At 38.4% G+C, this 25891-nt stretch carries 25 protein-coding genes; 21 read left to right on the forward strand and 4 right to left on the reverse strand.

The window, feature by feature from the left end; genetic code table 11:
* Positions 1–1356, forward strand: a complete 1356-nt coding sequence (yqeB, locus tag D8Q48_RS12610) for a selenium-dependent molybdenum cofactor biosynthesis protein YqeB (RefSeq protein WP_121056687.1) — start codon at positions 1–3, stop codon at positions 1354–1356.
* An 87-nt stretch (positions 1357–1443) separates the two neighbouring features.
* On the forward strand, positions 1444–2145 hold the full coding sequence (locus D8Q48_RS12615) for a DUF975 family protein (RefSeq protein ID WP_117991658.1): 702 nt from the start codon (positions 1444–1446) through the stop codon (positions 2143–2145).
* Between the two features lie 223 nt (positions 2146–2368).
* On the opposite strand, the gene D8Q48_RS12620 is transcribed toward D8Q48_RS12615, so the two are convergent.
* Together D8Q48_RS12620 and D8Q48_RS12625 are read right to left on the reverse strand one after the other, a co-directional pair.
* Complete coding sequence (locus D8Q48_RS12620) at positions 2369–2671, reverse strand: hypothetical protein (RefSeq protein ID WP_117991661.1); 303 nt, start codon at positions 2669–2671, stop codon at positions 2369–2371.
* Between the two features lie 335 nt (positions 2672–3006).
* Positions 3007–4059, reverse strand: coding sequence for an ABC transporter substrate-binding protein (locus D8Q48_RS12625; RefSeq protein ID WP_121056689.1), 1053 nt, complete (start codon positions 4057–4059; stop codon positions 3007–3009).
* Positions 4060–4274: 215 nt separating this feature from the next.
* Between D8Q48_RS12625 and D8Q48_RS12630 the strand changes: the two genes are divergently transcribed.
* The 7 genes from D8Q48_RS12630 (at position 4275) to D8Q48_RS12660 (ending at position 14367) form a co-directional block, all read left to right on the forward strand.
* Positions 4275–5648: a sodium-dependent transporter gene (locus D8Q48_RS12630; RefSeq protein WP_117991666.1), complete on the forward strand. Its 1374-nt coding sequence runs from the start codon at positions 4275–4277 to the stop codon at positions 5646–5648.
* A gap of 429 nt (positions 5649–6077) precedes the next feature.
* Entirely contained in the window at positions 6078–8660 is a 2583-nt protein-coding gene (xdh, locus tag D8Q48_RS12635) for a selenium-dependent xanthine dehydrogenase (RefSeq protein WP_117991669.1), read from the forward strand.
* 2 nt (positions 8661–8662) lie between these two features.
* Entirely contained in the window at positions 8663–9154 is a 492-nt protein-coding gene (locus D8Q48_RS12640) for a 4Fe-4S binding protein (protein ID WP_121056691.1), read from the forward strand.
* Between the two features lie 183 nt (positions 9155–9337).
* Positions 9338–9841: a MarR family winged helix-turn-helix transcriptional regulator gene (locus D8Q48_RS12645; RefSeq protein ID WP_243116295.1), complete on the forward strand. Its 504-nt coding sequence runs from the start codon at positions 9338–9340 to the stop codon at positions 9839–9841.
* A 1-nt stretch (position 9842) separates the two neighbouring features.
* Entirely contained in the window at positions 9843–11174 is a 1332-nt protein-coding gene (locus D8Q48_RS12650) for an MATE family efflux transporter (protein WP_117991675.1), read from the forward strand.
* A 96-nt stretch (positions 11175–11270) separates the two neighbouring features.
* A complete protein-coding gene (locus D8Q48_RS12655; protein WP_121056693.1) occupies positions 11271–12869 on the forward strand; it encodes an FGGY-family carbohydrate kinase in 1599 nt (532 codons plus the stop codon).
* A 163-nt stretch (positions 12870–13032) separates the two neighbouring features.
* The gene (locus D8Q48_RS12660) at positions 13033–14367 is read left to right on the forward strand and encodes an MATE family efflux transporter (protein ID WP_121056695.1); all 1335 of its coding nucleotides are present in this window, start codon (positions 13033–13035) and stop codon (positions 14365–14367) included.
* A 120-nt stretch (positions 14368–14487) separates the two neighbouring features.
* Here D8Q48_RS12660 and pdaA read toward each other — a convergent pair whose 3' ends face one another.
* Positions 14488–15336 carry a delta-lactam-biosynthetic de-N-acetylase gene (pdaA, locus tag D8Q48_RS12665; RefSeq protein ID WP_117991685.1) on the reverse strand — a complete coding sequence of 283 codons (849 nt, stop codon included), beginning with the start codon at positions 15334–15336 and terminating at the stop codon, positions 14488–14490.
* Between the two features lie 137 nt (positions 15337–15473).
* On the opposite strand from pdaA, the gene D8Q48_RS12670 reads away from it, so the two are divergent.
* The 6 genes from D8Q48_RS12670 to D8Q48_RS17255 all read left to right on the forward strand — a co-directional run bounded on the left by D8Q48_RS12670 (position 15474) and on the right by D8Q48_RS17255 (position 18972).
* Positions 15474–16265 (forward strand): HAD family hydrolase, encoded by a 792-nt coding sequence (locus D8Q48_RS12670; RefSeq protein WP_121056697.1) that lies wholly within the window; start codon positions 15474–15476, stop codon positions 16263–16265.
* A 95-nt stretch (positions 16266–16360) separates the two neighbouring features.
* On the forward strand, positions 16361–17344 hold the full coding sequence (locus tag D8Q48_RS12675; RefSeq protein ID WP_121056699.1) for a D-isomer specific 2-hydroxyacid dehydrogenase family protein: 984 nt from the start codon (positions 16361–16363) through the stop codon (positions 17342–17344).
* A 189-nt stretch (positions 17345–17533) separates the two neighbouring features.
* A complete protein-coding gene (locus D8Q48_RS17250) occupies positions 17534–17671 on the forward strand; it encodes a hypothetical protein (RefSeq protein ID WP_172696988.1) in 138 nt (45 codons plus the stop codon).
* A gap of 2 nt (positions 17672–17673) precedes the next feature.
* A complete protein-coding gene (locus D8Q48_RS12680) occupies positions 17674–18075 on the forward strand; it encodes an AzlC family ABC transporter permease (RefSeq protein ID WP_118689207.1) in 402 nt (133 codons plus the stop codon).
* 91 nt (positions 18076–18166) lie between these two features.
* Positions 18167–18400, forward strand: a complete 234-nt coding sequence (locus D8Q48_RS12685) for an AzlD domain-containing protein (RefSeq protein ID WP_330514600.1) — start codon at positions 18167–18169, stop codon at positions 18398–18400.
* A gap of 422 nt (positions 18401–18822) precedes the next feature.
* Positions 18823–18972, forward strand: coding sequence for a hypothetical protein (locus D8Q48_RS17255; protein ID WP_172696987.1), 150 nt, complete (start codon positions 18823–18825; stop codon positions 18970–18972).
* 53 nt (positions 18973–19025) lie between these two features.
* On the opposite strand, the gene D8Q48_RS12690 is transcribed toward D8Q48_RS17255, so the two are convergent.
* The gene (locus D8Q48_RS12690; protein WP_121056701.1) at positions 19026–20573 is read right to left on the reverse strand and encodes a helix-turn-helix domain-containing protein; all 1548 of its coding nucleotides are present in this window, start codon (positions 20571–20573) and stop codon (positions 19026–19028) included.
* A gap of 237 nt (positions 20574–20810) precedes the next feature.
* Here D8Q48_RS12690 and D8Q48_RS12695 point away from each other — a divergent pair, with 237 nt between their 5' ends.
* From D8Q48_RS12695 to D8Q48_RS12720, 6 genes are all read left to right on the forward strand, one after another.
* A complete protein-coding gene (locus tag D8Q48_RS12695) occupies positions 20811–22124 on the forward strand; it encodes a thiolase family protein (RefSeq protein ID WP_121056703.1) in 1314 nt (437 codons plus the stop codon).
* 18 nt (positions 22125–22142) lie between these two features.
* Positions 22143–22556 (forward strand): zinc ribbon domain-containing protein, encoded by a 414-nt coding sequence (locus tag D8Q48_RS12700; RefSeq protein ID WP_022076021.1) that lies wholly within the window; start codon positions 22143–22145, stop codon positions 22554–22556.
* Between the two features lie 13 nt (positions 22557–22569).
* Positions 22570–22809 carry an acyl carrier protein gene (locus tag D8Q48_RS12705; protein WP_022076022.1) on the forward strand — a complete coding sequence of 80 codons (240 nt, stop codon included), beginning with the start codon at positions 22570–22572 and terminating at the stop codon, positions 22807–22809.
* Positions 22810–22924: 115 nt separating this feature from the next.
* Positions 22925–23932, forward strand: a complete 1008-nt coding sequence (locus D8Q48_RS12710) for a phosphate acyltransferase (RefSeq protein WP_022076023.1) — start codon at positions 22925–22927, stop codon at positions 23930–23932.
* A 113-nt stretch (positions 23933–24045) separates the two neighbouring features.
* Positions 24046–25158, forward strand: a complete 1113-nt coding sequence (gene buk, locus D8Q48_RS12715; RefSeq protein WP_022076024.1) for a butyrate kinase — start codon at positions 24046–24048, stop codon at positions 25156–25158.
* 3 nt (positions 25159–25161) lie between these two features.
* Positions 25162–25671 (forward strand): DUF1097 domain-containing protein, encoded by a 510-nt coding sequence (locus D8Q48_RS12720; RefSeq protein ID WP_121056705.1) that lies wholly within the window; start codon positions 25162–25164, stop codon positions 25669–25671.
* The last annotated feature ends 220 nt before the right edge of the window (positions 25672–25891 follow it).

Here is a 25891-nt window from a genome sequence, read left to right on the forward strand (position 1 = left end):
ATGAAGATTTGGATTAGAGGTGCTGGGGATTTGGCAACAGGAATCGCATCCAGATTATATAGAAGTGGACATCAACTCTTGATGACAGAGCTTCCGGTACCTTTGACAGTGCGAAGAACGGTAGCATTGTCAAGAGCAGTTTATGAACAGCATGCAGAAGTGGAGGATATGTCTGCGTTGCTTGTGGATTCGATAAAAGAAGCACTGGAAGTACAAGCTATAGGAAAAATCCCGGTTATTATCGAAGAACCAGAAGTGATTTTAAAAGAATATCAGCCGGATGTTGTTGTGGATGCAATTCTTGCTAAAAGAAATCTGGGAACAGAAATTTCCTGGGCACCATTTGTTGTAGGCGTAGGACCTGGATTTACAGCAGGAGTAGATTGTCACTGTGTTGTTGAGACAAAGCGAGGTCATACATTGGGAGATGTAATCTGGGAAGGAGAACCGATTCCAAATACTGGAGTACCTGGAAATGTTGGAGGATTTACACTTGAACGTTTGATCAAAGCTACGGCAGATGGAGTGATTGAACCAAAGGTACAGATTGGGGATATTGTGGAAAAAGGACAGCTTGTAGCAATAACAGGCGGGGAACCGGTCTACGCAAAGATGTCTGGAATTGTGCGCGGAATGCTTCAGCCAGGAGTGACTGTGCAGAAAAACCTAAAAGCCGGTGATATTGATGCAAGATGTGAGAGAAAAAACTGTTATCTCATTTCTGACAAGGCAAGAGCTATCGGCGGAGGCGTATTGGAGGCAGTTACTCAGTTTGAACGCATTTACGGGCAATATGCAGTTGTTGTGCTTGCAGCCGGAAGTGGAAGCCGATTTGGTGGAAATAAATTGCAGGAATTAAAGTCCGATAAACCGATGTACCAATATATGTTAGATAAGATGGAAGGGCTGAAAGGTTTTCCGACATATATTGTAACCGGAGCAGATGATATTGCGGAGGAAGCGAAGAAGTATGGAATGAATATTGTAGAGAATAAGAAACCGGAAGAAGGAATTTCCCGTTCGGTAAAACTTGGACTGGAGGCATGCTTAGCAGAACATCCTGAGATAAGAGGAATTTTGTTCAGTGTTTGTGATCAGCCGGAACTTACATTTTCCACAATGTTTACATTAATCCGTAAGGCTATGCTTCGCCCACAGCAGATTATTTGCACAGGAAAAGACAAAGAAATGGGCAATCCGGTACTTTGGGATAAAAAATATTTTTCAGAGCTGATGGAACTTACAGGTGATGTTGGCGGAAAGAAAGTTATGCAGAATCATTTACAGGATATTATTATAGTAGAAATAGATGAAGCAGAATTAAAGGATATTGATTATCGTAGAGATTTGGAATAATCTGTACAATCAGAATCGTGCATGATATAATGGACAAGAAAAAGCAACAGTTTATGTATTAGACACAATAAAAGGAGGCCTAATTATATGTGGACGAGAGCAGATTTAAAAACAAGAGCAAAAGTTGCATTTAAACGAAATTATTGGACAGCAGTGCTTGTTGCATTTGTTATGACAATATTTGGTGCAGTTGGAAGTGGAGGCAATGCGGCAAAGAGCATATCCGACGGATATAATTCCGGAGGAAGTGCAGAAGCAATTGCATTTTCATTGGTAGTGGCTGCCATAGCAGCACTTAGTGGGCTGGTATTGCTTGTATTGTCTATCTTTGTTGGGAATGCATTGGAAGTTGGTGGATGTCGATTCTTTATTACCAATCAGACAGAACAGGCACAGGCAGGAACACTAGCCTATGCGTTCAAATCAGGAAATTATGGAAATATAATCCTGACTATCTTTTTGAGAGATTTGTACACAGTCTTGTGGTCATTGTTATTTGTAATACCGGGAATTATTAAGAGTTATGAATACCTTATGGTTCCATATATTCTGGCAGAGAATCCGGGGATGAACAGAAAAGAAGCATTTCTTATAAGTAAAAAGATGATGATGGGTCAAAAATGGAATACATTTGTGTTAGATTTATCATTTCTTGGTTGGAGATGTTTAGAGGCAATTACATTTGGTATTCTTGGAATCTTTTATGTTGAACCTTATATACAGGCAACAAGAGCGGAATTATATGCTTATAATCGTACGATAGCATATCAGAATGGATATATAAGATAATGAATATGTAAGACAGATAAGTTAAAAAACTGATTTATTTGGTCGAAGCAAATGGCTGCGGACAGCACATGCTGTGTGCAGCCATTTTCCTCTAACTTATTGAAACAACGAATAATTCGAAGTTCCTGTATCGTATGAAATTATCTTATCAAACAATTGTGACTGAAAGGTGTCATAGATAAAAAGAATTTCTTAAAATTCTTAAATTGGTATGAACTGGAAATCATTTATCATTTACAATGTGCATGCAGTCATGATCGGCTGCATGCCATTTTGTTTTATTTGATTCATATTGTTCAAATAGCCAGGAAATTGCATCATCCATGCCTTCTTCAGAAATAGGGAAGGATGCAGAAGTCTTTTCCTCATCGGGAGTTTGCTCAAAACACCATGGTTCAGGATAAACAAAAGCTGTAAAGCTTTCTTTACTATCATCACAAAGGAAATAATATCGCATGCCATGATGACATCCGGAAAAAGGTTCTTTTTTTAGTCCATTTACAGGAACAAGTCTTTTATCGATCATAAATACACATCCAATCTTTATAGAGTATCAAATAGAAATATAAAATTAGTATATAATAAGTATAAGGAAAAATTCAAGAGATAACGTGGAGAGAGTTTCTTGGACTAAAGAAAGAACAGAAAAATATTTTTAGACAAAAAGGAAGAGCCACATCGCTGTGACTCAAGGGGGAAAAAGTTTATGAAAAAGTGTTCTTTCTTTTGAACAATTACAGTATAGGAAAAAGATATGAGGAAACTATGATTCATTTTTGAACGAATTGTTAACAAATTAGAAAAAAATGTGTATTTGCCCCGAAAAAGTACAAAAAATCGATTTTTTAAGAAAATCTTGTATTATTTTATAGCCTTTTTGGCAAATTCAGTAGTTACTAAATCTTCATAAGGGACACGTTTTTCTAGTTCACCCGCAGTTTCAAGGATATCTTGGAGTAGATCGAAGCTAGATTTTTCAAAAACTAAATTATCTTTCCAAGTGTCCTGATCATAGTATCGGGTTACAATTGTAGTAATGGTATTCAAATCTGTTTCCGGAAATTGTGGTTCAATTACTTTTGCAATTTCAAAAGGAGAGTGGGACTGTACATAGTCCATTCCTTTTTGTAAAGCATTTGTAAATCCTTGAATGGTGTCAGGATATTGATTAATATAACTTTGTTTTGCACTGTAAGCGGTGTAAGGAACGTATCCGCTGTCCTTACCGAGTGAAGCTACAACATAGCCTTTGTTTTCACTTTCGAGTATGGTGGCGCTTGGTTCAAATTCAATGGTGTAGTCACCTAATCCTTCGGAAAATGCGGCTGCAGTTGAGCCAAAATCAATACTTTGGTTGATGGTGAGATCTGTGGTTGGGTCGATATCATGCTGTTTTAGAATGTATTCAAATACCATTTCCGGCATGCCACCTTTGCGTCCGCCAAGCACATTTTTACCCTTTAAATCATCCCAATCAAAATCTGGCATTTCTTCACGTGCGACGAGGAAATTTCCGGCACGTTGTGTAAGCTGGGCGAAGTTTACTACATGATCGTTCGCACCTTCATTATAAGTGTAGATGGATGATTCCGAACCCATAAATCCAATATCTGCTTCACCTGAGAGTACAGCGGTCATAGTTTTATCGGCTCCAAAACCAGTGACGAGAGTGAGTTTTATGCCTTCATCTTCAAAGTAGCCATTCTCAATAGCAACATACATTGGAGCGTAAAAGATAGAGTGAGCAACTTCATTTAGAGTGACAGAGACTGTTTCGGGTGTGTTCGAGACAGCTTTTGTAGTATTATTTGGGGTATGCGAGACAGTATCATCTGCGTGGTCAGAGCCACAGGCAGATAATAGACTGACAGCCAGGGTAGAAGCGAGAAGTATAGGAATAAATTTCTTTTTCATAAATCCTCCTGGAATAAAAAGAGTTTCTTATTTAATATATGCGAGTATAAAAAATAGGTGATCAGTATTTGGATTTATGTTATCATTACAAACAATTTGGGAAAAATCAATAGTGACTTTAAGATGTAATCATGATAGAATCATAAGGAAACATTTATAAAAAGAAGAAAGGAACCTCTATTCGTGATGAATGCGAATAGATATAGAAGAAACAGATGAATACACAAGAACGTAAGAGAAGCAGTTTTTCGGGAAAACTGGGATATGTATTATCAGCGGCCGGAGCATCGGTAGGTCTTGGTAACATATGGAGATTCCCATATTTGGCAGCAAAATATGGCGGGGGTATATTTCTGCTGATTTATATTTTGCTTGCACTGACATTTGGTTATACAATGATCGTTGCAGAATCAGCAATCGGACGTATGACAAGAAAGAGTCCTGTTGGGGCATTTAAGTCATTTGGAAAAGCAAAATGGTTATCATTTGGAGGATGGATCAATGCGATCATCCCGATTTTAATCGTACCATATTATTCAGTGATCGGTGGATGGGTAATCAAATATCTGGTAGAGTATATCAAAGGAAACGGTAAGAGCCTGGCAGTGGATGGATACTTTTCTGAATTTATTTCAAATGGAGTATCAACAGAGTTATGTTTCCTTGTATTTTGTCTCTTTACATTAGCTATCATTTATGCGGGTGTTCGCAATGGTATTGAGAGAGTGTCAAAGATGATGATGCCGGTTTTGATTTTGCTGTCTGTGATTATTGCAATTTATTCCGTTACAAGACCGGGAGCAATCGAAGGTGTAAAGTATTTCCTTATCCCGAATGTAAAGAATTTCTCATGGATGACAGTAGTTGCAGCTATGGGACAGATGTTTTATTCTTTATCAATTGCGATGGGAATTTTGATCACATTTGGTTCTTATATGAAAAAAGACGTCTCACTTGAGGATTCTACAAGAAATGTAGAAGTATTCGATACTGCAATTGCAATGATGGCAGGTCTTATGATTATTCCGGCAGTGTTTGCATTTTCAGGCGGGGACCCGGACACATTACAGGCCGGCCCTTCATTGATGTTTATTACAATCCCTAAAGTATTCCAGAATATGGGATTTGGAACAGCGGTCGGAATTCTGTTCTTCTTACTTGTATTGTTTGCAGCAATTACAAGTTCAATTGCTTTGACAGAAAGTGCAGTGTCTACATTTGAAGATGAATTAAGATGGAACAGAAAGAAATCGACAATTATAGTGGGAATTATTATGGTTGCCCTTGGAAGCTTATCCTCACTGGGATACGGACCACTTGCGGTTGTGAAAATTATCGGTATGCAATTTCTGGATTTCTTTGATTTTATGACAAACTCTGTTATGATGCCAATCGCAGCAGTGATGACATGTTTATTAGTGTCAAAAGTTGTTGGCATACAGCGAATTGAAGAAGAAGTTATGCAGGGAGAAAGTTCATTCCGCAGAAGAAAAATATTTATTGTTATGATCAAATATTTATGTCCGATTTTTGCAGTTATTATATTATTAAGTTCTGTTGCAAATGCATTTGGCTGGATTTCGATGTAAAGAATGAGGGTGAATAAGGCAGATGAATGATGCTGGCAGGTGCAACAGCTATTATCATGGCAGCAAACATAATTTATAGAAGAAAAAGAAACAAATAATGTTTTATATCATTAATAGACGTTCGACTTGAATAAGGCATCCCATGGCAAATTATAAGAAAGTATTTGTCAAGGGATGTCTTTTTTATCCAAAAAGGGAACAGGATGTTTTTTGCTGGAAAATAATGAACAAAAAAAGGTGCATATGACCTAAAATCTAAAAAAAATTTAGAATATAAAAAACATTTTGAGAAAAACATTGCTTTTTGGTTGAATTGTGATAAAATATAAAGAGATAGAACAGCATATAAGTAAAAAATTAACAAAAAACCAAGACGAATTTAGGGCTTCGTTTTGGATGATATGTTGAAATGAGAAAGGAGATTCTGATATGGCAACGTTTATCGTTAATGGACGAGAGGTTACCCCAACAAAAAATCAGAAGCTGTTAAGATTCCTCCGCGACGAATTACATTTGACATCAGCAAAAGATGGATGTAGTGAAGGCGCCTGTGGAGCCTGTACAGTTATTATTGATGGGCAGACCTGTAAATCATGTGTTCCGGATACAAATTCACTTGAGGGAAGAAGTGTAATCACGGTAGAAGGACTGACAGAGTGGGAGAAAAAGGTATACACATATGCTTACGGAAAAGCGGGAGCAGTACAGTGTGGATTTTGTATCCCAGGTATGGTAATGTGTACAAAAGCATTGCTGGATGTGAATCCAGAACCGACAGATGATGAGATAAAATATGCACTCCGCAATAATTACTGCAGATGTACAGGATATGTTAAAATCATGGATGCGGTTCGTCTGGCAGCTAAGATTCTGAGAGAGGGAGTAGTTCCGGATGATGGGGAAGATGACTGGACACTTGGAACAAGCGTAGCCAGAGTAGATGTAGAGGAAAAAGTACTTGGAACAGGAAAATATCCGGATGACTATTGTCTGGAAGGTATGTTATATGGTGTTGCACTGAGAAGTAAATATCCTCGTGCACGTGTGCTTTCAATTGATACATCGAAAGCAGAGGTACTTCCAAAGGTGGTTTCAGTAGTGACGGCGAAGGATATTCCTGGGGAGAATAAGATTGGACATTTGAAGCATGACCAGTATTCACTGATTCCGGAAGGCGGTCTGACACATTATCTTGGAGATGCAATTGCATTGATCGCAGCAGAAGATTTGGAGACAGCCGAGAAGGCTAAAAAGTTAATCAAAGTAGAATATGAGGTTCTTCCACATGTTCATACAGTTGAAGAGGCAGCAGCTCCAGATGCACCAAAGGTATATGATGAAGAAGAGAATAACATTTGTGCTTATAAGCATATCAGCCGTGGTAATGCAGATGAAGCAATTAAAAATTCAAAATATGTGCTTTCACATCATTTTGAGACACCATGGACAGAGCATGCATTCCTTGAGCCGGAATGTGCGGTATCTTTCTATGATGAAGATGGAGACATTTTCGTTTATTCTACAGACCAGTCCGCACATCAGACATTGAAAGAATGTAGAATGTTGCTTGGAACAGATAAAGTAAAAGTACAAAATGCTCTCGTAGGTGGTGGATTTGGCGGTAAAGAAGATATGACAGTACAGCATCTTAGTGCTTTACTCACATATGTTACAAAGAAACCGGTTAAGATGAGATTAACAAGAGCAGAGTCACTTCTTGTTCATCCAAAGCGTCATCCATTTTATATGGATTTCACAATGGGATGTGATGAAAATGGAGTGATCCAGGGAGTAAAAGCGAAAGTAACTTCTGACACAGGTGCATTTGCATCACTTGGAGGTCCGGTATTGGAACGTGCATGTACACATGCAGCAGGTCCATATCATTATGAGAACTTCGAGATTGAAGGAACTGCTTATTATACAAACAATCCGCCGGCAGGAGCGTTCCGTGGATTTGGTGTTACTCAGACATGTTTTGCAACAGAGACATTGTTGAATATGATGGCAGATAAAGTCGGCATTACACCTTGGGAGATTCGTTATCGTAATGCAATCCGTCCGGGAGAAGTATTACCGAATGGTCAGATTGTAGATGAATCTACAGGTTTAGTGGAAACACTGGAAGCAGTGAAAGAGGAATATGATGCAGCATTGGCTGAAGGAAAAGCAGTCGGACTGGGATGTGCGATGAAGAATGCCGGTGTTGGTGTTGGTATTCCGGATACAGGACGTGTGAAACTGATCGTAGAAGAGGATGAAAAGTTACACATTTTTACAGGTGCATCTTGTATCGGACAAGGATTGGGAACAGTACTTGTTCAGATGATCGTAACCAATACAGACCTGAAACGTGATGATATCGTATATGAGAGAAGTAATACATGGGTTTCACCTGATTCTGGAACAACATCCGGATCACGTCAGACATTGGTTACAGGTGAAGCATGCCGCAGAGCTTGTGAGAAATTCATGGAAGAAAGAAAAGCAGGAAAATCCATGAAAGATATGATTGGGGAAGTATATTATGGAGAATATCTTGCTAAGACAGATCCACTTGGAGCAGATGTGCCGAATCCTGTTTCCCACGTTGCTTATGGGTATGCTACACAGGTATGTATCATTGATCAAAAGACAGGTAAGATTGAAAAGATGATCGCAGCTCATGATGTCGGTAAAGCAGTCAATCCATTATCCTGTGAAGGCCAGATCGAAGGCGGAGTTGTTATGTCTATGGGATACGCACTTCGCGAGCAGTATCCAATCGATGAAAACTGTAAGCCAATTGATAAATATGGTTCACTGAGATTATTCCGTTCACATGAAATCCCAGAGATTGAGGCAATCGTAATCGATAAACCGGGACTGAATGTGGCATGCGGAGCAATTGGAATCGGAGAGATCACATCGATTCCAACAGCACCGGCAATCGCAGATGCATATTGTAGATACGATGGAGAGAGACGTTTTAGTCTTCCATTGTGTAACACACCATATGAAAGGAAGGATTGATTATGGCAATAAAAAAGAAATTTCCATATCGTTCAGCGGTTGTAGCCTGTAATGGAGGATGTAGAGCGAACAGCGAAGAGCCAACATGTACAAAAGGTTGTATCGGTTGTGGCGAATGTGTGAATAATTGTAAATTTGGTGCAATTTCAATCAATGAATACAACGTTGCAGAAGTAGATGAAGAAAAATGTATCGCATGTGGAAAATGTGTAAAAGCCTGTCCACAGGAAATTATCCATATTCATGAATGTGCAAATTATATCGTAGTGAAATGTTCAAATGATGCTAAGGGAGCCGATGCTCGTAAAGAGTGTGAAGTAAGCTGTATTGGATGTGGTATCTGTGAAAAAACTTGTACAGCCGGAGCAATTAAAGTAATAGATAATTGTGCGGTAATCAACGAAGAATTATGTTTGAGCTGTGGCATGTGTGCAGTGAAATGTCCAAGACATGCAATTTATGACTTAAGGGGAATTTATACAAAAGTCAGATAAGGCTAAAAAGAAAATATTGAAGTTTATGAGAAGATGAGAGACTTGTAAATCTGGTAAAAAATATCAGATTTACAAGTCTTTTTTTGATATTTTAGAAAAGCGTTTTCTTTGTTCATACTTGACACAAGTACGAAATCGGACTATACTAAAAATAAGTACGAAATCAGACTTATAGGAGGAAATATGGATCAAGAAAAGAAACCAGGAATATACATGAGTTCATATCTTTGTGAATTTAATCGTATTTTTAAAGAATTCAATGATATTTACCATGATGTAGCATTGAGATTAGGACTGTCGAACAGTGCCTTTGATATTTTTTATGCCATTTGCGAATTGGGGGATGGATGTTTACAGCGTGATATTTGTAAGACAACATTTATTCCGAAACAGACAGTAAATTCATCTATACGCAATCTCGAAAGAGAAGGATACTTGACATTAGTACACGGAAAAGGAAGGAATATGCACATTTATTTAACAGAAAGAGGAAAAAAGATGTTAAAAAATGTGATCTATCCGGTTATTGATGTGGAAAATGATTCATTTAAAGGACTCACAGATGAAGAGAGTGAACTGCTCTTGCGATTACTTGAAAAATATAATGTAGAGTTGAAGCATGGATTTGAGAAATTACCATGTATAAAAGAAAAAATGGATGAAGAAAAAGTGGACGGAGGAAGATAGCGTGAAGATACAACTATCAGAACATTTTACATATCGAAAATTATTAAGATTTGTAATGCCATCTATTATAATGATGATTTTTACATCAATTTACAGTGTAGTGGATGGATTATTTGTATCAAATTTTGTAGGCAAAACAGCATTGGCATCGATCAATCTGATCTTACCTTTTATAATGGGAATATCAGCGCTTGGCTTTATGATTGGTACTGGAGGAAGTGCTATCGTAGCAACAACAATAGGAGAGGGCAAAAAAGATCTGGCTAATGAATATTTCTCATTGTTAGTGTATGTAACGATAATCGGAGGAATTTTATTATCTATTTTAGGAATGTTTTTGACACCGGCTGTCGCTTCAGCACTTGGTGCAGAGGGAGAGCTTCTTAGGGATTGTATCTTGTATGGAAGGATTTCATTTATCTCTATGCCGGCATTTATGCTACAGAATGTGTTTCAGAGCTTTTTTGTAGCTGCAGAAAAACCGAAATTAGGATTAGGTGTGATTATTACAGCAGGTGTTACGAATATGGTGCTGGATTTACTTTTTGTCGGTCTGTGTGGATTTGGACTGGCAGGTGCTGCAGTTGCAACAGTGTGCGGCGAATTTATAGGAGGTCTTTTCCCGATAATCTATTTTGCGAGAAAGAATTCCAGTCTGCTTCAACTTGGAAAAACGCATTTGGATGTCCGTATTATTGTTAAGACTTGTGTAAATGGTTCATCAGAGCTTATGACAAACCTTTCAAGTTCCATCGTAAACTCGTTATTTAATATTCAGCTTATGAAATTTGCCGGGGAAAATGGTGTGGCTGCATATGGAACAATCATGTATGTAAGTTTCGTATTTGTATCTATTTTCCTTGGATATTCAATTGGAAGTGCACCACTTATCAGCTATAACTATGGTGCGGCTAATCATACAGAATTGAAAAATCTATTTAGAAAGAGTCTGAGTCTGATAGGAATTTCCGGCGTAGCAATTGCAATATTATCACAGTTCCTTGCAATGCCGCTGTCTGTTTTATTTGTTGGATATGATAAAGAATTACTTTTGATGACACAACATGCATTTCGAATTTATTGTCTGGTATATTTGATAAATGGATTTAATATTTATGGGTCATCTTTTTTCACAGCACTTAATAATGGACTAATATCAGCAGTTATTTCATTTTTGAGAACACTGCTTTTCCAAGTTGGTGCGGTTATAGTGTTGCCGGTGATATTTGGTATTGATGGGATTTGGTCAGCAGTGACAATTGCAGAAATATTGACTTTATGTGTGACAGTGACATTTTTGGTAAAGCAAAGGGAAAGATATCATTATGCGTAAGAAATGTCCAGAATAGGATAAGAAAATTCTTTTTTGCGAAGACGTTTTGAAGTATACTAATAGTTAGTAAAGGTAGAACGAAAGGAGGTCCAGGCGATGGACGTAAGAAGCATAGGGGAAGCAATCAAAAATGGAAATACTGCTTTAGGGATTGAATTTGGATCGACACGTATCAAAGCAGTTTTAATTGATGCACAGAACCAGCCAATCGCATCAGGAAGCCATGACTGGGAGAATCATTTAAAAAATAATATTTGGACATATCCATTAGAGGAAGTGTGGAGCGGACTTCAGGATTGTTATGCAAATTTGAAAAAAGAAGTAAAAGAAAAATATGGTGTTACAATCACAACATTTGGGGCGATGGGATTTAGTGCGATGATGCATGGATACCTTGCTTTTGATGAGAAAGATGAGCAACTGGCAGAGTTCCGTACATGGAGAAATACAATTACAGAGCAGGCTTCTGAAGAATTATCAAAAGTATTTCAGTTCCATATCCCGCAGCGCTGGAGTATCGCACATTTGTATCAGGCAATTTTAAATGGGGAAGAGCATGTAAAGGATGTAAGATTTTTCACAACACTTGCAGGCTATATCCATTGGCAGCTGACGGGAGAAAAGGCAATCGGAATTGGAGATGCGGCAGGAATGTTCCCAATTGATTCGGCTACAAAGGATTGGGATGTGAATATGATTGGACAGTTTGATCAGCTTGTCGAAGCGAAAGCATTTCCATGGAAATTAGAAGAGTTACTTCCTAAGGTACTGGTTGCCGGAGATGCGGCAGGCGTTTTGACAGAAGCAGGAGCAAAATTGTTAGATACAGAGGGTGATTTACAGGCTGGAATCCCTGTTTGTCCACCAGAAGGAGACGCCGGAACAGGTATGGCTGCAACGAATAGTGTAGCTGTTCGTACAGGAAATGTTTCCGCCGGAACAAGTGTATTTGCAATGGCAGTTTTGGAAAATACGTTGTCTAAACCATATGAAGAAATTGATATGGTTACAACACCGGCGGGAGATCCTGTTGCGATGGTACACTGCAATAACTGTACATCAGATTTGAATGCATGGGTAAATCTTTTGAAAGAATGTGTGGAAGCATTTGGCGTGAAAGTGGATATGAATACATTGTTTGGAACATTGTATAACAAAGCGCTGGAAGGGGATGCTGATTGTGGCGGACTTCTTGCATATAATTATTTTTCAGGAGAGCATATTACAGGATTTGAGGCAGGTCGTCCGATGTTTGTGCGTAAGCCAGAAAGCAAATTTAATCTTGCAAACTTTATGAGAGTGCATTTGAGTACATCACTCGGAGCATTGAAAACAGGTATGGATATTCTGACAAAGCAGGAACATGTGGAGTTAGATAAGATGTTAGGTCATGGCGGACTGTTTAAGACAAAGGGAGTCGGACAGAGAATCCTTGCAGCTGCGATTGATACACCTGTATATGTTATGGAGACAGCAGGAGAAGGTGGAGCATGGGGAATTGCACTGCTTGCTTCTTATATGCTAAATAAAGAAGAAGGAGAGTCATTGACTTCTTATCTTGCACAGAAAGTATTCGGCAAAGAAGAAGGAGAACGCATGGATCCGGTTGCATCAGATGTCGAAGGTTTTGAAGCATTTATGCAGAATTATAAAAAGGGTCTTGCAATTGAACGTGCGGCTGTAGAATCTCTTTGAAAAAAAATACTTGAATTATAAAAACGTTTTTGATAAAATCTCAAGAGGATGACATTAGGGGTGCCATTTGGGGACGGAGTTTAGTGGCTTTTTCGCTTGCAAAAAAGCCACTAAACTCCGTCCCCAAATGGCACAAATAGTTGTTTTATAGAGGAGTTAAATAATGAGCAAGACAATGACAAATGATATGACGTCAGGAAATCCTACAAAATTAATCATTAATTTTATGATTCCACTTTTTCTGGGAAATTTGTTTCAGCAATTTTATAATATTGCAGATTCTGTTGTTGCCGGAAAGTTTGTGGGGGTAAATGCTTTGGCAGCGATAGGTTCAACGACATCTCTTATGTTTTTGGTTACCGGTTTGTTAAATGGTGCCGGCAGTGGTTTCGCAATTTTGATATCACAATGGTTTGGGGCAAAGGATTATAAAAATATGCGGAGATATCTGGCAATGTCCCTATATCTGATGGTGATTATTGTAGTTGTTATGACGGTTGGACTGAGTTTGGCAAATGAACCTCTTTTGCGGTTGATGAATTCGCCGGAAAATTTGATCGGAGATATAAAAAGTTATATGGGTGTAATCTATGCAGGATTATTTGCAACCGGGGCATACAATATGCTTGCGGCGGTCCTAAGGGCGGTTGGAGATTCAAAATCGCCACTTTATTTTTTGATTATTTCAGGTGTGATCAATATTGTCCTTGATATCGTATTTGTTATATGTCTTGGAACCGGTGTTGTAGGCTGCGGTTATGCAACAGTGATCGCACAGGGGATTTCAGCGGTATTATGTTATATATATATTTTGAAAAAATTTCCGATTTTGCATTTAAAAAAGGAAGATTTTGAATTTTCAGGAGAGTTATGCAGAAGATTGCTGGCACTTGGTGTGCCGATGGCATTGCAGTTTTCAATTACATCAATCGGAACAATTATTGTTCAGGCAGCCATAAATGTATATGGTGCGACTTGTATAGCCGGTTTTGCAGCAGGTGGAAAAATTCAGAGTGTGATGGGAGTTATTTTTATTTCCTATGGCGCAGCAATGGCAACTTATGTTGGACAGAATTGCGGAGCAGGAAGGATGGACCGAGTAAGGCAAGGCGTGCGAAGCACACAGATTATGGTTTTGATTTGGAGTTTTGTATTGATGACATTGGTATTGGTGTTTGGAAAATACGCAATTTATCTGTTTGTGGATCGAACAGAAACAGATGTGGTCGAGGCGGCACTTACCTATTTCAAAGCAGTCGCATGGTGTTATCCTTTTCTCGGCAGTATTTTTATTTATCGGAACGCCCTGCAGGGAATGGGATATGGGCTTGTGCCAATGCTTGGCGGTGTGTTTGAGCTTGTAGCAAGAACAATAATTGTTATAAGTGTGGCCGGAAAAGCAAGTTATTTTGGGGTGTGCCTGTCAGATCCTGCGGCATGGATAGCAGCTTTGATTCCATTGATACCATATTATATTTATATAATGCGGAAGGTGTGAATTGTGCCGTTTGGGGACGGAGTTTAGTGTGCCGTTTGGGGACGGAGTTTAGTGGCTTTTTTGCTTGCAAAAAAGCCACTAAACTCCGTCCCCAAATGGCACCAAACGGCACTTGAATGGTTACTTGATGGTATCTAATGATTTGAACTGATATCCCATTTCTTCCCATTTTGTTAAAAGTTCGTCGAGAATCTCGCCATTCGTTTTGGAGGTGCTATGAAGTAGGACAATGGCACCTGGGTGAACACGTGTAAGTAACTTGTCGAAAGCTTCTTCCTTTGTCGGCTGATTATTTTCTTGCCAGTCAACATAGGCAAGACTCCAGAAGAAAGTATGATAGCCGAGTTCTTTTGCCATTTGTAAATTATTTTCATTATATTTCCCTTGCGGAGGACGATAGAATTTAGTCATTTCTTTGCCAGTAACATTGTTGTAGGCGTTCTCTACATCTTTTAATTCCTTTTCAAATGCAGAGAGGGAGGATAGTTTTGTCATATCAGGATGATGATATGTATGATTGCCGACGATATGTCCTTCTTTCTCCATTCGCTTTATCAAATCTGGATTTGATTCAATATAAGTTCCGACAACAAAAAATGTGGCTGGAGCATTGTGTTTTTTTAGTGCATCTAAAATTATGGAAGTGTTTCCATTTTCAAATCCGGCATCAAATGTCAAGTAGAGGACTTTTTCAGTAGTATTTTGTGCATAATAAGCATCGAATCTGGCGAGTTCTTCCATAGATGCATTTGCAATGGGCGGTTCGCCATCGGTCTGAAAACTTAATCCCCAGTTCCCTTCAGAAGAACAAGTGATAGCAGATGGGTGAAGTTGTTCTTTCATTTGTGCAGTAAAACGTCCGATACAAAAGGATGCACAAAAAAACAAGAGGATGACAAAGAGACGAAGCGAGATAGCATATGTTTTGGTAGTGCGAAATGTGGAAATTTTGTCTTTGATTTTCTTCATAAACAAGAATCCAAGAAGATTTTTGTTTTAATATATTCACAGAAAAGAAAAATCAGAACGGAAGTAAAGCATAAATAGACATTTTTACAAAAAAGTGATAGAGTAAAAAAATAGAAATTTTAGAAAGAGGAAACAAAATGAAGAAAAGTGTATTATTTTTCGATATAGATGGAACAATATTATCTGAAATTACAAAGGAAATTCCTGAGAGTGCATTGGAAGCATTGAATCAAGCAAAGAAAAACGGACATAGGATGTATATCAATACAGGACGTACCTATTGTAATATTCCACCTCAGCTGCGCCGATTTGATTTTGACGGATTTTTATGCGGATGTGGATGTTATCTTGTCTGCAACGATGAGGTCGTGTTGGAGAGCCATATAGAAAAGAAGCGTGGACAGGACATTATTGATATGATGTACGAATGTAAGCTGGATGGAATCCTGGAAGGTACAGAGGATGCATATTTTCCGATAAAACGCTCTCGATTTGAAATGCTCGAAACGTCTCGTCGATTTTTTGCAAAAAAAGGACTCGGAATCGAAAAATATATCGATGAAGGGGATATAGAATACGATAAATTATTTGTATATGCAGATGAGCAGAGTAATAAACAAAAGTTTTTTGATTTTCTGAAGGCAGACATGGAAGTGATTGACCGAGGAGATAATGCATATGAAATCGCTCAGAAACCATTTTCAAAAGCAACGGCATGTGAATTTATGAGAAAACGTCTTGGGTTAGAGTTGGATCAAGTTTATGTGTTTGGAGATAGCGGTAATGATTTATCCATGTTCGAATACGCACAACACACAATTGCACTGGGAGCACATTCAGAGGTGCTTGATCCCTATACAGAATTTGTGACTAAGACCGTTGAAGATGACGGAATTGCGTATGCCATGAAACATTATGGATTGATTTAAGTCGAGAAGACTCCCACCTTTTCAGGTGGTGAGTAATAGCAAATTTGTCTCAGTGAAAGCACCTCAACTAGGCGATTATTGGAGGAGGATACACGATGAAACTATTTGTATACAGTTATAGAGAATTTGATGAAGCAGAATTTTTTCAAAAATTTGCAGAAGAGTATCATGTAGAGCTTGGAATTTGTCATGATGCTCCAACGATGGAAAATGCTTATCTAGCAGAAGGTTACCCATACGTCAGTATCATTACAACTAAAATCGATGAAGAGTTGATGAATCGTTTTCATGCACTTGGCGTGAAAATGATTTCGACAAGAACAATCGGTTACGATCATATTGATTTGGAAGCTGCCAGAAAATGTGGCATCAGCGTGGGAAATGTGATGTATTCTCCGGAGTGTGTTGCGGATTATACGGTGATGTTGATGCTGATGTCCATTCGTAAAATGAAACGGATTATGCAGCGCGAAGAAATAAATGACTTTTCGCTTCCTGGTATTCAGGGAAAAGAGATGCCGAGTTTTACAGTTGGAGTGATTGGAACCGGACGAATCGGCCGTGCTGTGATTCGTGATATTAGTGGATTTGGCTGTAAGATTTACGCATATGATCAGTATGAAAATGATGAAGTGAAAAAATATGCACAGTATGCATCTTTAGATGAAATTTATGAAAAATGCGATATGATTACCCTTCATATGCCATTAACAAAGGAAAATATGCATTTGATCGATGCAGAAGCAATTCAGAAGATGCAGGATGGTGTTGTGTTGATCAATACAGCGAGGGGCGGATTGATCGATACGAAAGCGTTAATTGACGGACTGGAATCCTGCAAAATAGGAGCGGCAGGATTGGATGTTATTGAAGACGAATTTGGAATGTATTATTTTGATAGGAAAGCAGATGTTTTAAGTAAACGTGATTTATATATTTTAAGAGGATTTCCAAATGTAATCGTAACTCCGCACATGGCATTTTATACAGACCAGGCAGTAAGTGATATGGTAAAACATTCGATTGAAAGCTGCATGCTTCATGAGGCAGGAAAAGATGATCCTTGCAGGGTGATTTGATATGGACCAGTCCCCGACTGGTCTCTGAAAAACCATGCTAAACCTATTGAGCTGATAGGTAAAAGATACTAAACTTCATTTATCAAAAAGATAAGTGGAGTTTTTCTTAAAATAAAAGAAATGTTTTATAGAATGAGTTCTTATATTTATCATTGACAAAATAAGAAATAAAAGGCAGGTGCAGGGGAGATGAAACAGATATTATGCTTTGGTGATTCAAACACATGGGGATTAAATGCGGAGACAGGAACGGAATTACTTTCAACGTTATTGGAAACACACATTCCGGATGCAATCTATAAAAAATTAGAAGAGGGGATTTTATAAAAATGAAATATGCATTTATAAAATCGATTCCTATTTTGTGTAGTTACGTGTTTGTAAGTATGGCATATGGGATTATGATGGAAGAAGCGGGATTTCATTGGTACTATTCGTTATTGATTAGTTTAACTGTATATACAGGAGCATTTCAGTTTGTTTTGATTACATTTTTAAGTAGTGGAGCTTCTATTCTTACCATCGCATTGACAGCGTTGTTTGTTATTATTTTTATTGACCAATGGGAGAAAAGTGAGAATCATTTTCCTGCACTCTTAGGGATTGTAGTAGCATTGATAAGCTTATATTTATTTGGTCCGCAACGGTTCATGTTAGTGGCACTCTTGATTGTGTCTGGAATCTTATTACTTGTCAGAGAGGAAAATGGAAAGGAAGTACATTGTGAGTAAAGAAATGATATTTATTGCAATTTTTGTTTCGGCAGTGATTACATTTTCTCTTCGGGCGTTGCCGTTTGTAGCATTTCGCGGTGGATGACAAATGCCGGAAAAATTGATATATCTTGGAAAAATTCTTCCATCAGCGATTATGGCAGTGTTGATCGTATATTGTCTAAAAGATGCAATCCGGGATGTTCAAGGCGTAGGAATTGTACAATTTGTAGCAGTGATCGTGGTGGCAGTTAGTTATAAATGGAAGCATAATACGTTGATGAGTATTGCGTTGGGGACAGCGTGTAATATGTTGTTGGAGAGTTGCTATTTAATTCACTAAGTTGCTATTTAGTTCACTAAATGGCAATACGTTCCTTACAAACAATTGATATAAGAATTCTTGCTCAGATTCCATGAGCGGGTGACACATAAGAGCGTAAATTTTTGCTAAAAGCAAATGAATTTGAACTCAAACTTGCTGCTACGCAGCTTCAAACACGTTCGTTCAAATTCATTAACGCAAAAATTTACGCTCTAAGTGTCTTCAACGCTCACTCTATATTCGCCGAATTTCTTATATCAATTGTTTGTAAGTAATGTATTGGCACATTTTATGAAGTAAATAGAACTCAAAGGATATGGGGGGAGATATCTGAGATAATGGATATGGGGGAATTGAAGATGCAAAATTTTGATGAGGTGTATCCGCAAGTTATAGAAAGGGCAAGTTGAGAATGTAGAATTTCAATGAGAAGTATCCTCATGTTATCGAAAATGTGGGATGTAGATGCATCAGATCCCAGAAAAGTAAATCCATCATCGCTCCATCTATTTAAACTACGATACACCACAAAGCAAGAAAAAGACTATGCAATCCAGCGAATTGGAGTCGGGCTTGCCCGACGAAGCTGAGCAGGAGTGCATAGTCTTTTCTTGCTTGGGGGTGTCATGAACTAAATAGCAACTTACAACATATTCAGATACTTCATAATCATCAGCGACAGATTCATATTCATATAATCATCCCCCTGTGTCAGGTCACTTCCAATCAATTCCTTAATCTTTCCCATCCGGTACAGTAACGTATTCTTATGTACATGAAGATTCTTGGCGACAAGCGAAGACTGTCCCGGGTTTTTCAAGTATTCTTGAAGCGTATTTAAAAAATCAGTCCCTTTTTCCTGGTCATATAAATAGAGGTTCATCAATCCCGGATGGATTAAAAATCGGATTTCCGTATCTTCTTTTTCAAATATTTCCAACATTTTATAAACATAATAATCACTATAATAACAAAGCGGATTGGAAGTGTTTAACTTCAGACCAAGATTGATCGCATCAATCGCCTGTTGATAGAAACGAGAAGTATCTTCCAGATTCTGATAGAAGTTACTGATTCCAGCTTTTAAATTATTAGCAGAGAGATAGTCTTTTAGCTGCGTAAGTTCATATTCACTGAACCCTTGATATAAGTCTTTATTAATTAGAAATACAATCGTGTCTTCGTAGATGACATAAATACTTCCAGAAAAAATGCGTTTCAAATGCTCCAAAATCACTTCTAACTGCAAATGAGAGGAACTTTGTGCAAATGATGGTATGGCTATAATATAGAAAGAACTTTTAAGATTATAGCCGAGTACCTCCAGACGTTCCTTGAAATTTTCAATATTATTTTGTGGGTTGCGAAGTAAATCTACAAGAAAATAAGAGTACATAACCCCTTTGTTTCTTGTGTAAGCAGGGTCTTTCTGAAGTTCGAGTGATACCAGTTTACAAAAACGATGGAAGAAATCAGGAACATAGTCTTCAAAAGGATGTTCAGATTCCAGCATCATGACATGACCTACTTCAATATTTTGTATGTGGATCGCATCTACAAGCATACCGGTGTGAACAAGTTCGCTTGTATAGTAATAAGGGTGATTATATTTTCGAACCATTTCATCCAGATGATTAGCGCGGATAGAAGCAATTCCTTGTTTACTAATATAACCAGATTTGCTTTCTTCACGAAAGAAATCATTATCCGGAACAATACCGGCAGAGATGGCCAGATATTTATTTTGTAAATCAACAACATAGATTGGATTACCAAATATTCTTGAAGCAGTGTCTACCAGATATTGAAGTCCTTTTCCGGAAAAAGAGGCATTTAATAGGAGATGCATACCTACAGTGATCTGTTGGATTTCTGTTAATAATTCCATAGCAGTATTAAAAAGTGCAGCCTGCGAGAAGGAGGTGCCAAAATATAAAATAGTGAAGCAACTTTGCTCGTATATGGAGAAATCCAAACGTTCTCCAAAACACATCAAAGTAAATTCAGCATTCGTATTGGCTGCGGGCATTGTGTCTGTAGAAGTCAGATATAGACTTGAAGATTCAAAATGTGGGCGCATCGGGTCAAAAATTCGAACATTGATCATATCACAGACATTGTCAGAATGCCCGAATATTTGCGGCTGATACCCCTTTTCTTTTAGTTTCGACATAAAAATCTGATATTCCATATATACTCCTTTATGAAAAAATCCATTGTGCGTTCGCACAAAAAAATCAAAATTAATCCGTATAATATCATGCTGTGACACGATGAAATCATTAAAATCATTATATATAATTAAGCAAGAATCGTAAAGAACAAAATTCAAGTCGAGCAGCCGCGAGACTTGGCGTTGGATGATGATACAAAAAACAGATGTCTATGTTCTTACGCAGGAAAATGTTCATAAGAAAGGATGAAAACAATGAATCAGACGAAATTGGGAAAATACCAGAGAAGCGTTTCTATTATCGGTGTTGGATGTACTCCATTTATGTATACAGTAGATAATCCAGAAACAGACGGACTGACAGAAGGTGAAATGTTTGGATATGCAGCATTGAAGGCAATGGAAGATGCAGGAGTAAATCCACAGGATGTAGATTTTTATTTCCATGGACAGGCAAGTCCTCTGAATGGTTCAAACTATTTAACACCAAACGTGCAGATTTCAAACTGGTTTGGTATGAAAGGAAAAGGTTCTATCCATCACTCAGAAGCATGCTGTACAGGTTATCTTGCAATCGAGCAGGCTGTAAATGCAATTGCATCAGGAAAATATGACTGTGTACTTACGGGTGCCGTTGAGTTTGGTGACAGTACACCAAGTCCGGCTGACAGCGTAGAAACACCAAAGCATCCATATAAACGCGATAAGATGACAATGGATAAATTTTTGAAAACAACATCATGGTTGTATGACCGTACATATACAAGACAACTTATGGCCGGACAGGAATTAATCTATGACGATGCGGCTGAATGGTATGTCCGTACAAGAGGTATTTCAGCAGAGGATATGAATAACACATTGAATGCAATGTGCATTAATAATAGAAGAAATGCTTCTACAAACCCGCTTGCGATTGAAAGAACAACATACGAAGAACTGGCAGAAAAAGCAGGCATGACATTAGATGAGTACATGAATTCTCCATATAATCCGAAAATGGGAGATTTCCTTCGTGCAGGCGGAGTTGAGTTAAAATGTGACGGAGCTGCTGCTTGTATCGTATGTGCAACAGAGAAGATTCCGGAAATCGCAAAGAATTTAAAACATAAACCAATCGAAGTACTTGGAATAGGAAGTGCTGCTTGTGAAGCAACAACACCACATTTTGAAGTTGCTGCAACAGAGGAAGCTGTTCGTCAGGTATACGAAGCAACAGGATTATCAGGAGATGATCTGGATATTTTCTTTGCAAATGACTTTATTATCACTTCTCATTTGGTATCAGCAGAAATTGCCGGATATCTTCCATACGGAGAAGGATGGAAATATATCTGTGATGGACGTACAGCATGGGATGGTGATAAACCAATCAATACAAATGGTGGAAGAACATCATTTGGACATGCGCATGCTGCATCTGGTCTGGCTGATATGTACGAAGCTTGTAAACAGATGTGGAATGAGTGTGGAGAACGTGAGGTTAAGAAAGTGCCTAAGACAGCAATGCTTCGTGGATATGGCGGAGCACAGAATGTGGCAGCAATCGTGATTCGTACAGTGGACTAATAAAGAGGAGGAAGTACCATGGCTATCAAATTGGAGAAAGTCGTAGAGAAATTTTATTTAGGCCTTGAAGAGGGAAAAATCTTAGGTCGTAAGTGTCCAAAGTGCGGACATGTAGAATTCCCACCTGTATATGCATGTAATAATTGTGGAAATTATGAAACAGAGTGGTATGAAATCAGTGGAAAAGCAAAATTACATTCCATCGTATTACCGGCAGCACTTTCTACAAAACCGGAATATAAAAAATTAGGTAAATTCTGTTATGGAGAAGTAGAAATTGAAGAAGGAACAAGATTGAATGCAGTTGTTCGCGGAGTCAGCAGAAAGAACAGAGCAGAGCTGGAAGCGAAACTTCCGGTAAATGTTCATGCAGCAATTGTGGAACGTGATAATGGAGTGAAAACAGTAGTATTTGATTTAGATGAAGAATAAGGAGAATAAAACAATGTCAAGACAGGAAATTTTAGAACAGGTATTAAACATGGTAGCTATGTCATACAAAAAAGATGTGGCAGGACTTTCAGAAAAAACATCATTTAAAGAGGATTTAGGCGGAGCATCTGTACAGATGGTAGCATTAGTTTCGGAAATTGAAAATGAATTAGATGTGGCTTTGATGTTAGCTGATGCAAGTGCATGTAATACAATCTCAGATCTTGTTGATTTAATCGAGGAAGAAATGTAAATCATTTTACAATTTAAAGAACAAAAGCAGACACATTTTGTAAATGTGTGCTGTTGTTTTGAAAATGTATTTCTTACAATACAAAATGTAAATAAATTACTTTTGGAGGAGAAAAATGAGCGTATTAGATCAGATTTATGCAAAAGCAAAAGAAGATCCACAGCGCGTTGCCTTTCCGGAGGCTGAAAACGAGAAAATGATGCAGGCTGCTTATGAGACAGGAAAAGAAGGATATATCATTCCAATTCTTGTAGGCGATGCTCAGAAAATCACAGAACTGTGCAAAGAGCGCGGATATGAGACAGATGTTTTCAAGATTGTGGATATTCAGGAAGAAGAATACAAAAATAAACTGATTGCAGACTATGTTGCAAAGCCTGAAACACTTTTGAAAGAAAAAGCACTTGGCCGCCGTATGCAGAACCCATTATATTATGCAATGGTAATGCAGGCAGTTGGTGAGGCAGAGGTAACATTTGCAGGAATTGATAATACAACAGGAGATGTACTTTTAGCAGGACAGATGATTATTGGACTGCAGCCGGGAATCAGCACAATTTCAAGTATCGGACTTTGTGATATTCCTGGATTTGAAGGAAGCGAAGGCAGTTTGCTTGCAGTCGGAGACAGTGCAGTATGTACAAATCCAAATGCAGAACAGCTTGCAAGTATTGCAATCTCAGCATGTGATACTGTAAAGGCATTGCTAGACTGGGAGCCGAGATGTGCGATGGTAAGTTATTCTACACTTGGAAGTGGTCAGGGAGAATTGATCGACAAAGTTGTAGAGGCAGTAAAAATCGCAAATGAGCTTCGACCAGATCTTGCAATCGATGGAGAATTTCAGTTTGATGCAGCAATTTCACCGGCTGTAGCAGCAAAAAAAGTTACAAGAGAAAGCAAAGTTGCCGGAAAGGCAAATGTTGTAATCTGGCCTGATTTAAATGTAGGTAATGTTGGAGTAAAATTGATTCAGCAGTTTGGACATGCAAATGCTTATGGACCAATGCTTCAGGGATTCAACAGTGTGGTTTGTGATTGCTCAAGAGGGGCCCCGGTATCTGAAATTAAAGGTAATATTATTATCAGTGCAGCTCGTGCAGCAGGAAGCAAAACAAAATAATCATTGATTGCAGAAGAATGCAAATAAACAAATAAACCAAAATCGCTACTAAATATATAAATGTAATGCGGGCGCAGTAACATGCGCCCGTAATTACTAGATGGAGAAATGTTATGAGTGAATATAAAGTGTTGACAATCAATCCTGGATCTACATCTACAAAGATTGCATTGTTTGAAGGTGAGAATTGTTTGTTCTCAAAAAATGTATCCCATGATGCGAAAGAACTGGATAAGTTTCAGTCTCTTCCGGAACAGTTACCATATCGTCGCGACACCATTTTACAGCTTTTAAATGAGGCTGGTGTAAGATTGGATGATGTGGATGTATTTGTCGGACGAGGGGGCGGACTGCTCGCAATGGAAGGCGGCACATATGAAGTGACAGATTTGATGCTTGACCATGCAAGAAACAGCGCTAATGGCGTGATTCATCCGGCAGGTCTTGGACCGCAGCTTGCAAGAGAATTTGCAGAGCAGTATGGTGCAAAGGCAATGGTAGTGAATCCACCGGATGTAGATGAGCTGCAGGATCTTGCCAGAATGACAGGTATAAAGGGTGTGAACCGTATTATACATTTGCACGCATTGAATTTAAAAGAAACCGCAATCCGTCATAGTAAAAATGTGATGAATAAGAAGTATGAGGAATGCAATTATGTTGTATGTCATATTGGCGGAGGTATTTCCGTATCTGCTCACCGCAAAGGGAAAATGATAGACGGATATGATATTGTCGGGGGAGAAGGTCCAATGGCACCAACCCGCTGTGGAAGCATTTCTGTTGCAAATTTATTAAGCTATATGAAAGAAAATAATCTGGATATTGCAGATGTGAAAAAGCTTTGCACAAGAACAGGTGGATTTGTAAGTCACGCAGGTATTTCTGATGCATTGGAATTAACTGTCCGTGCTAAAAATGGTGATAAATATGCAGAAATGCTTTGGAATACAATGATTTATCAGATTGAGAAATGCATCGGTTCTATGGCAGCAGTATTGCATGGGGAAGTAGATGGAATCCTTCTTGGCGGAGGAATGGTCTACAATGAAGATCTTGTTGCTCAGATTACAGAAGCCTGCTCATTTATCGCACCGGTCACGGCATATCCGGGAGAATTTGAAATGGAAGCTATGGCAGCTGGAGCAATCCGCGTATTAAATGGAGAAGAAAATTTAAAAGTTTATACCGGTAAAAAAGTATGGGACGGATTTGATTGGGAGTAATTGATGGACGCAAAAAAAGAAAAACGAATTCGTATTGGTACATTAGCATTTGGCATCGCATTTATGCCGCCAATATGGGCGGTATTAAGTACATATATCGGAGTGACAACAGGAGCAGTAGCCCTCATTTGTGCAGGTTTATATGTGGCAAATGGAAATAAGCGTTCCGATGCATTTAAAATAGCAGCAGGATTTCTATGTGGAGATATCTGGGCAGTGTTGGCAGTCTGGATTATGGAAACATTACAGTTTAATCCGGATGTAGAGCTGTACTGTACACTGTTTGTACTTGGTGGACTTGCAGTTCTGATCGGAGAAAATCTTCCGAAATATATCTTTACACCATCCTGGCTGTGTGGATGGGCAATCGGACTTACGATTATGGGTCCGTTGAAAGTGAGTGAGATTGGAACACTCCCGATTCAGATTGGTGTAGCAATGATTGCAGGTGTTGTCTATGTCGGAATTGGTGTAGATGCATTACAGAAATTTTTGATAAAAAAATTAAGTTGAGAGTCAAACAGGGACGGGGAACCATTTAGGGACGGGGTTTAGTGGCTTTTTGTGTAAGCAAAAAAGCCACTAAACCCTGATCTGATTCCTGTTAAGTAGACAAGTTAAATAACTAAAATAAAGTGCTGATGAACGATCGTACGAAATGCGCGGTCGTTTTTCTATGCACACCATTTTTCTTTATATTTCTCAATTCGTTTGTTACGTGGAATTAAATATT

The organism is Ruminococcus sp. B05, from assembly GCF_003628495.1.
Lineage (GTDB): Bacteria > Bacillota > Clostridia > Lachnospirales > Lachnospiraceae > Schaedlerella > Schaedlerella hominis.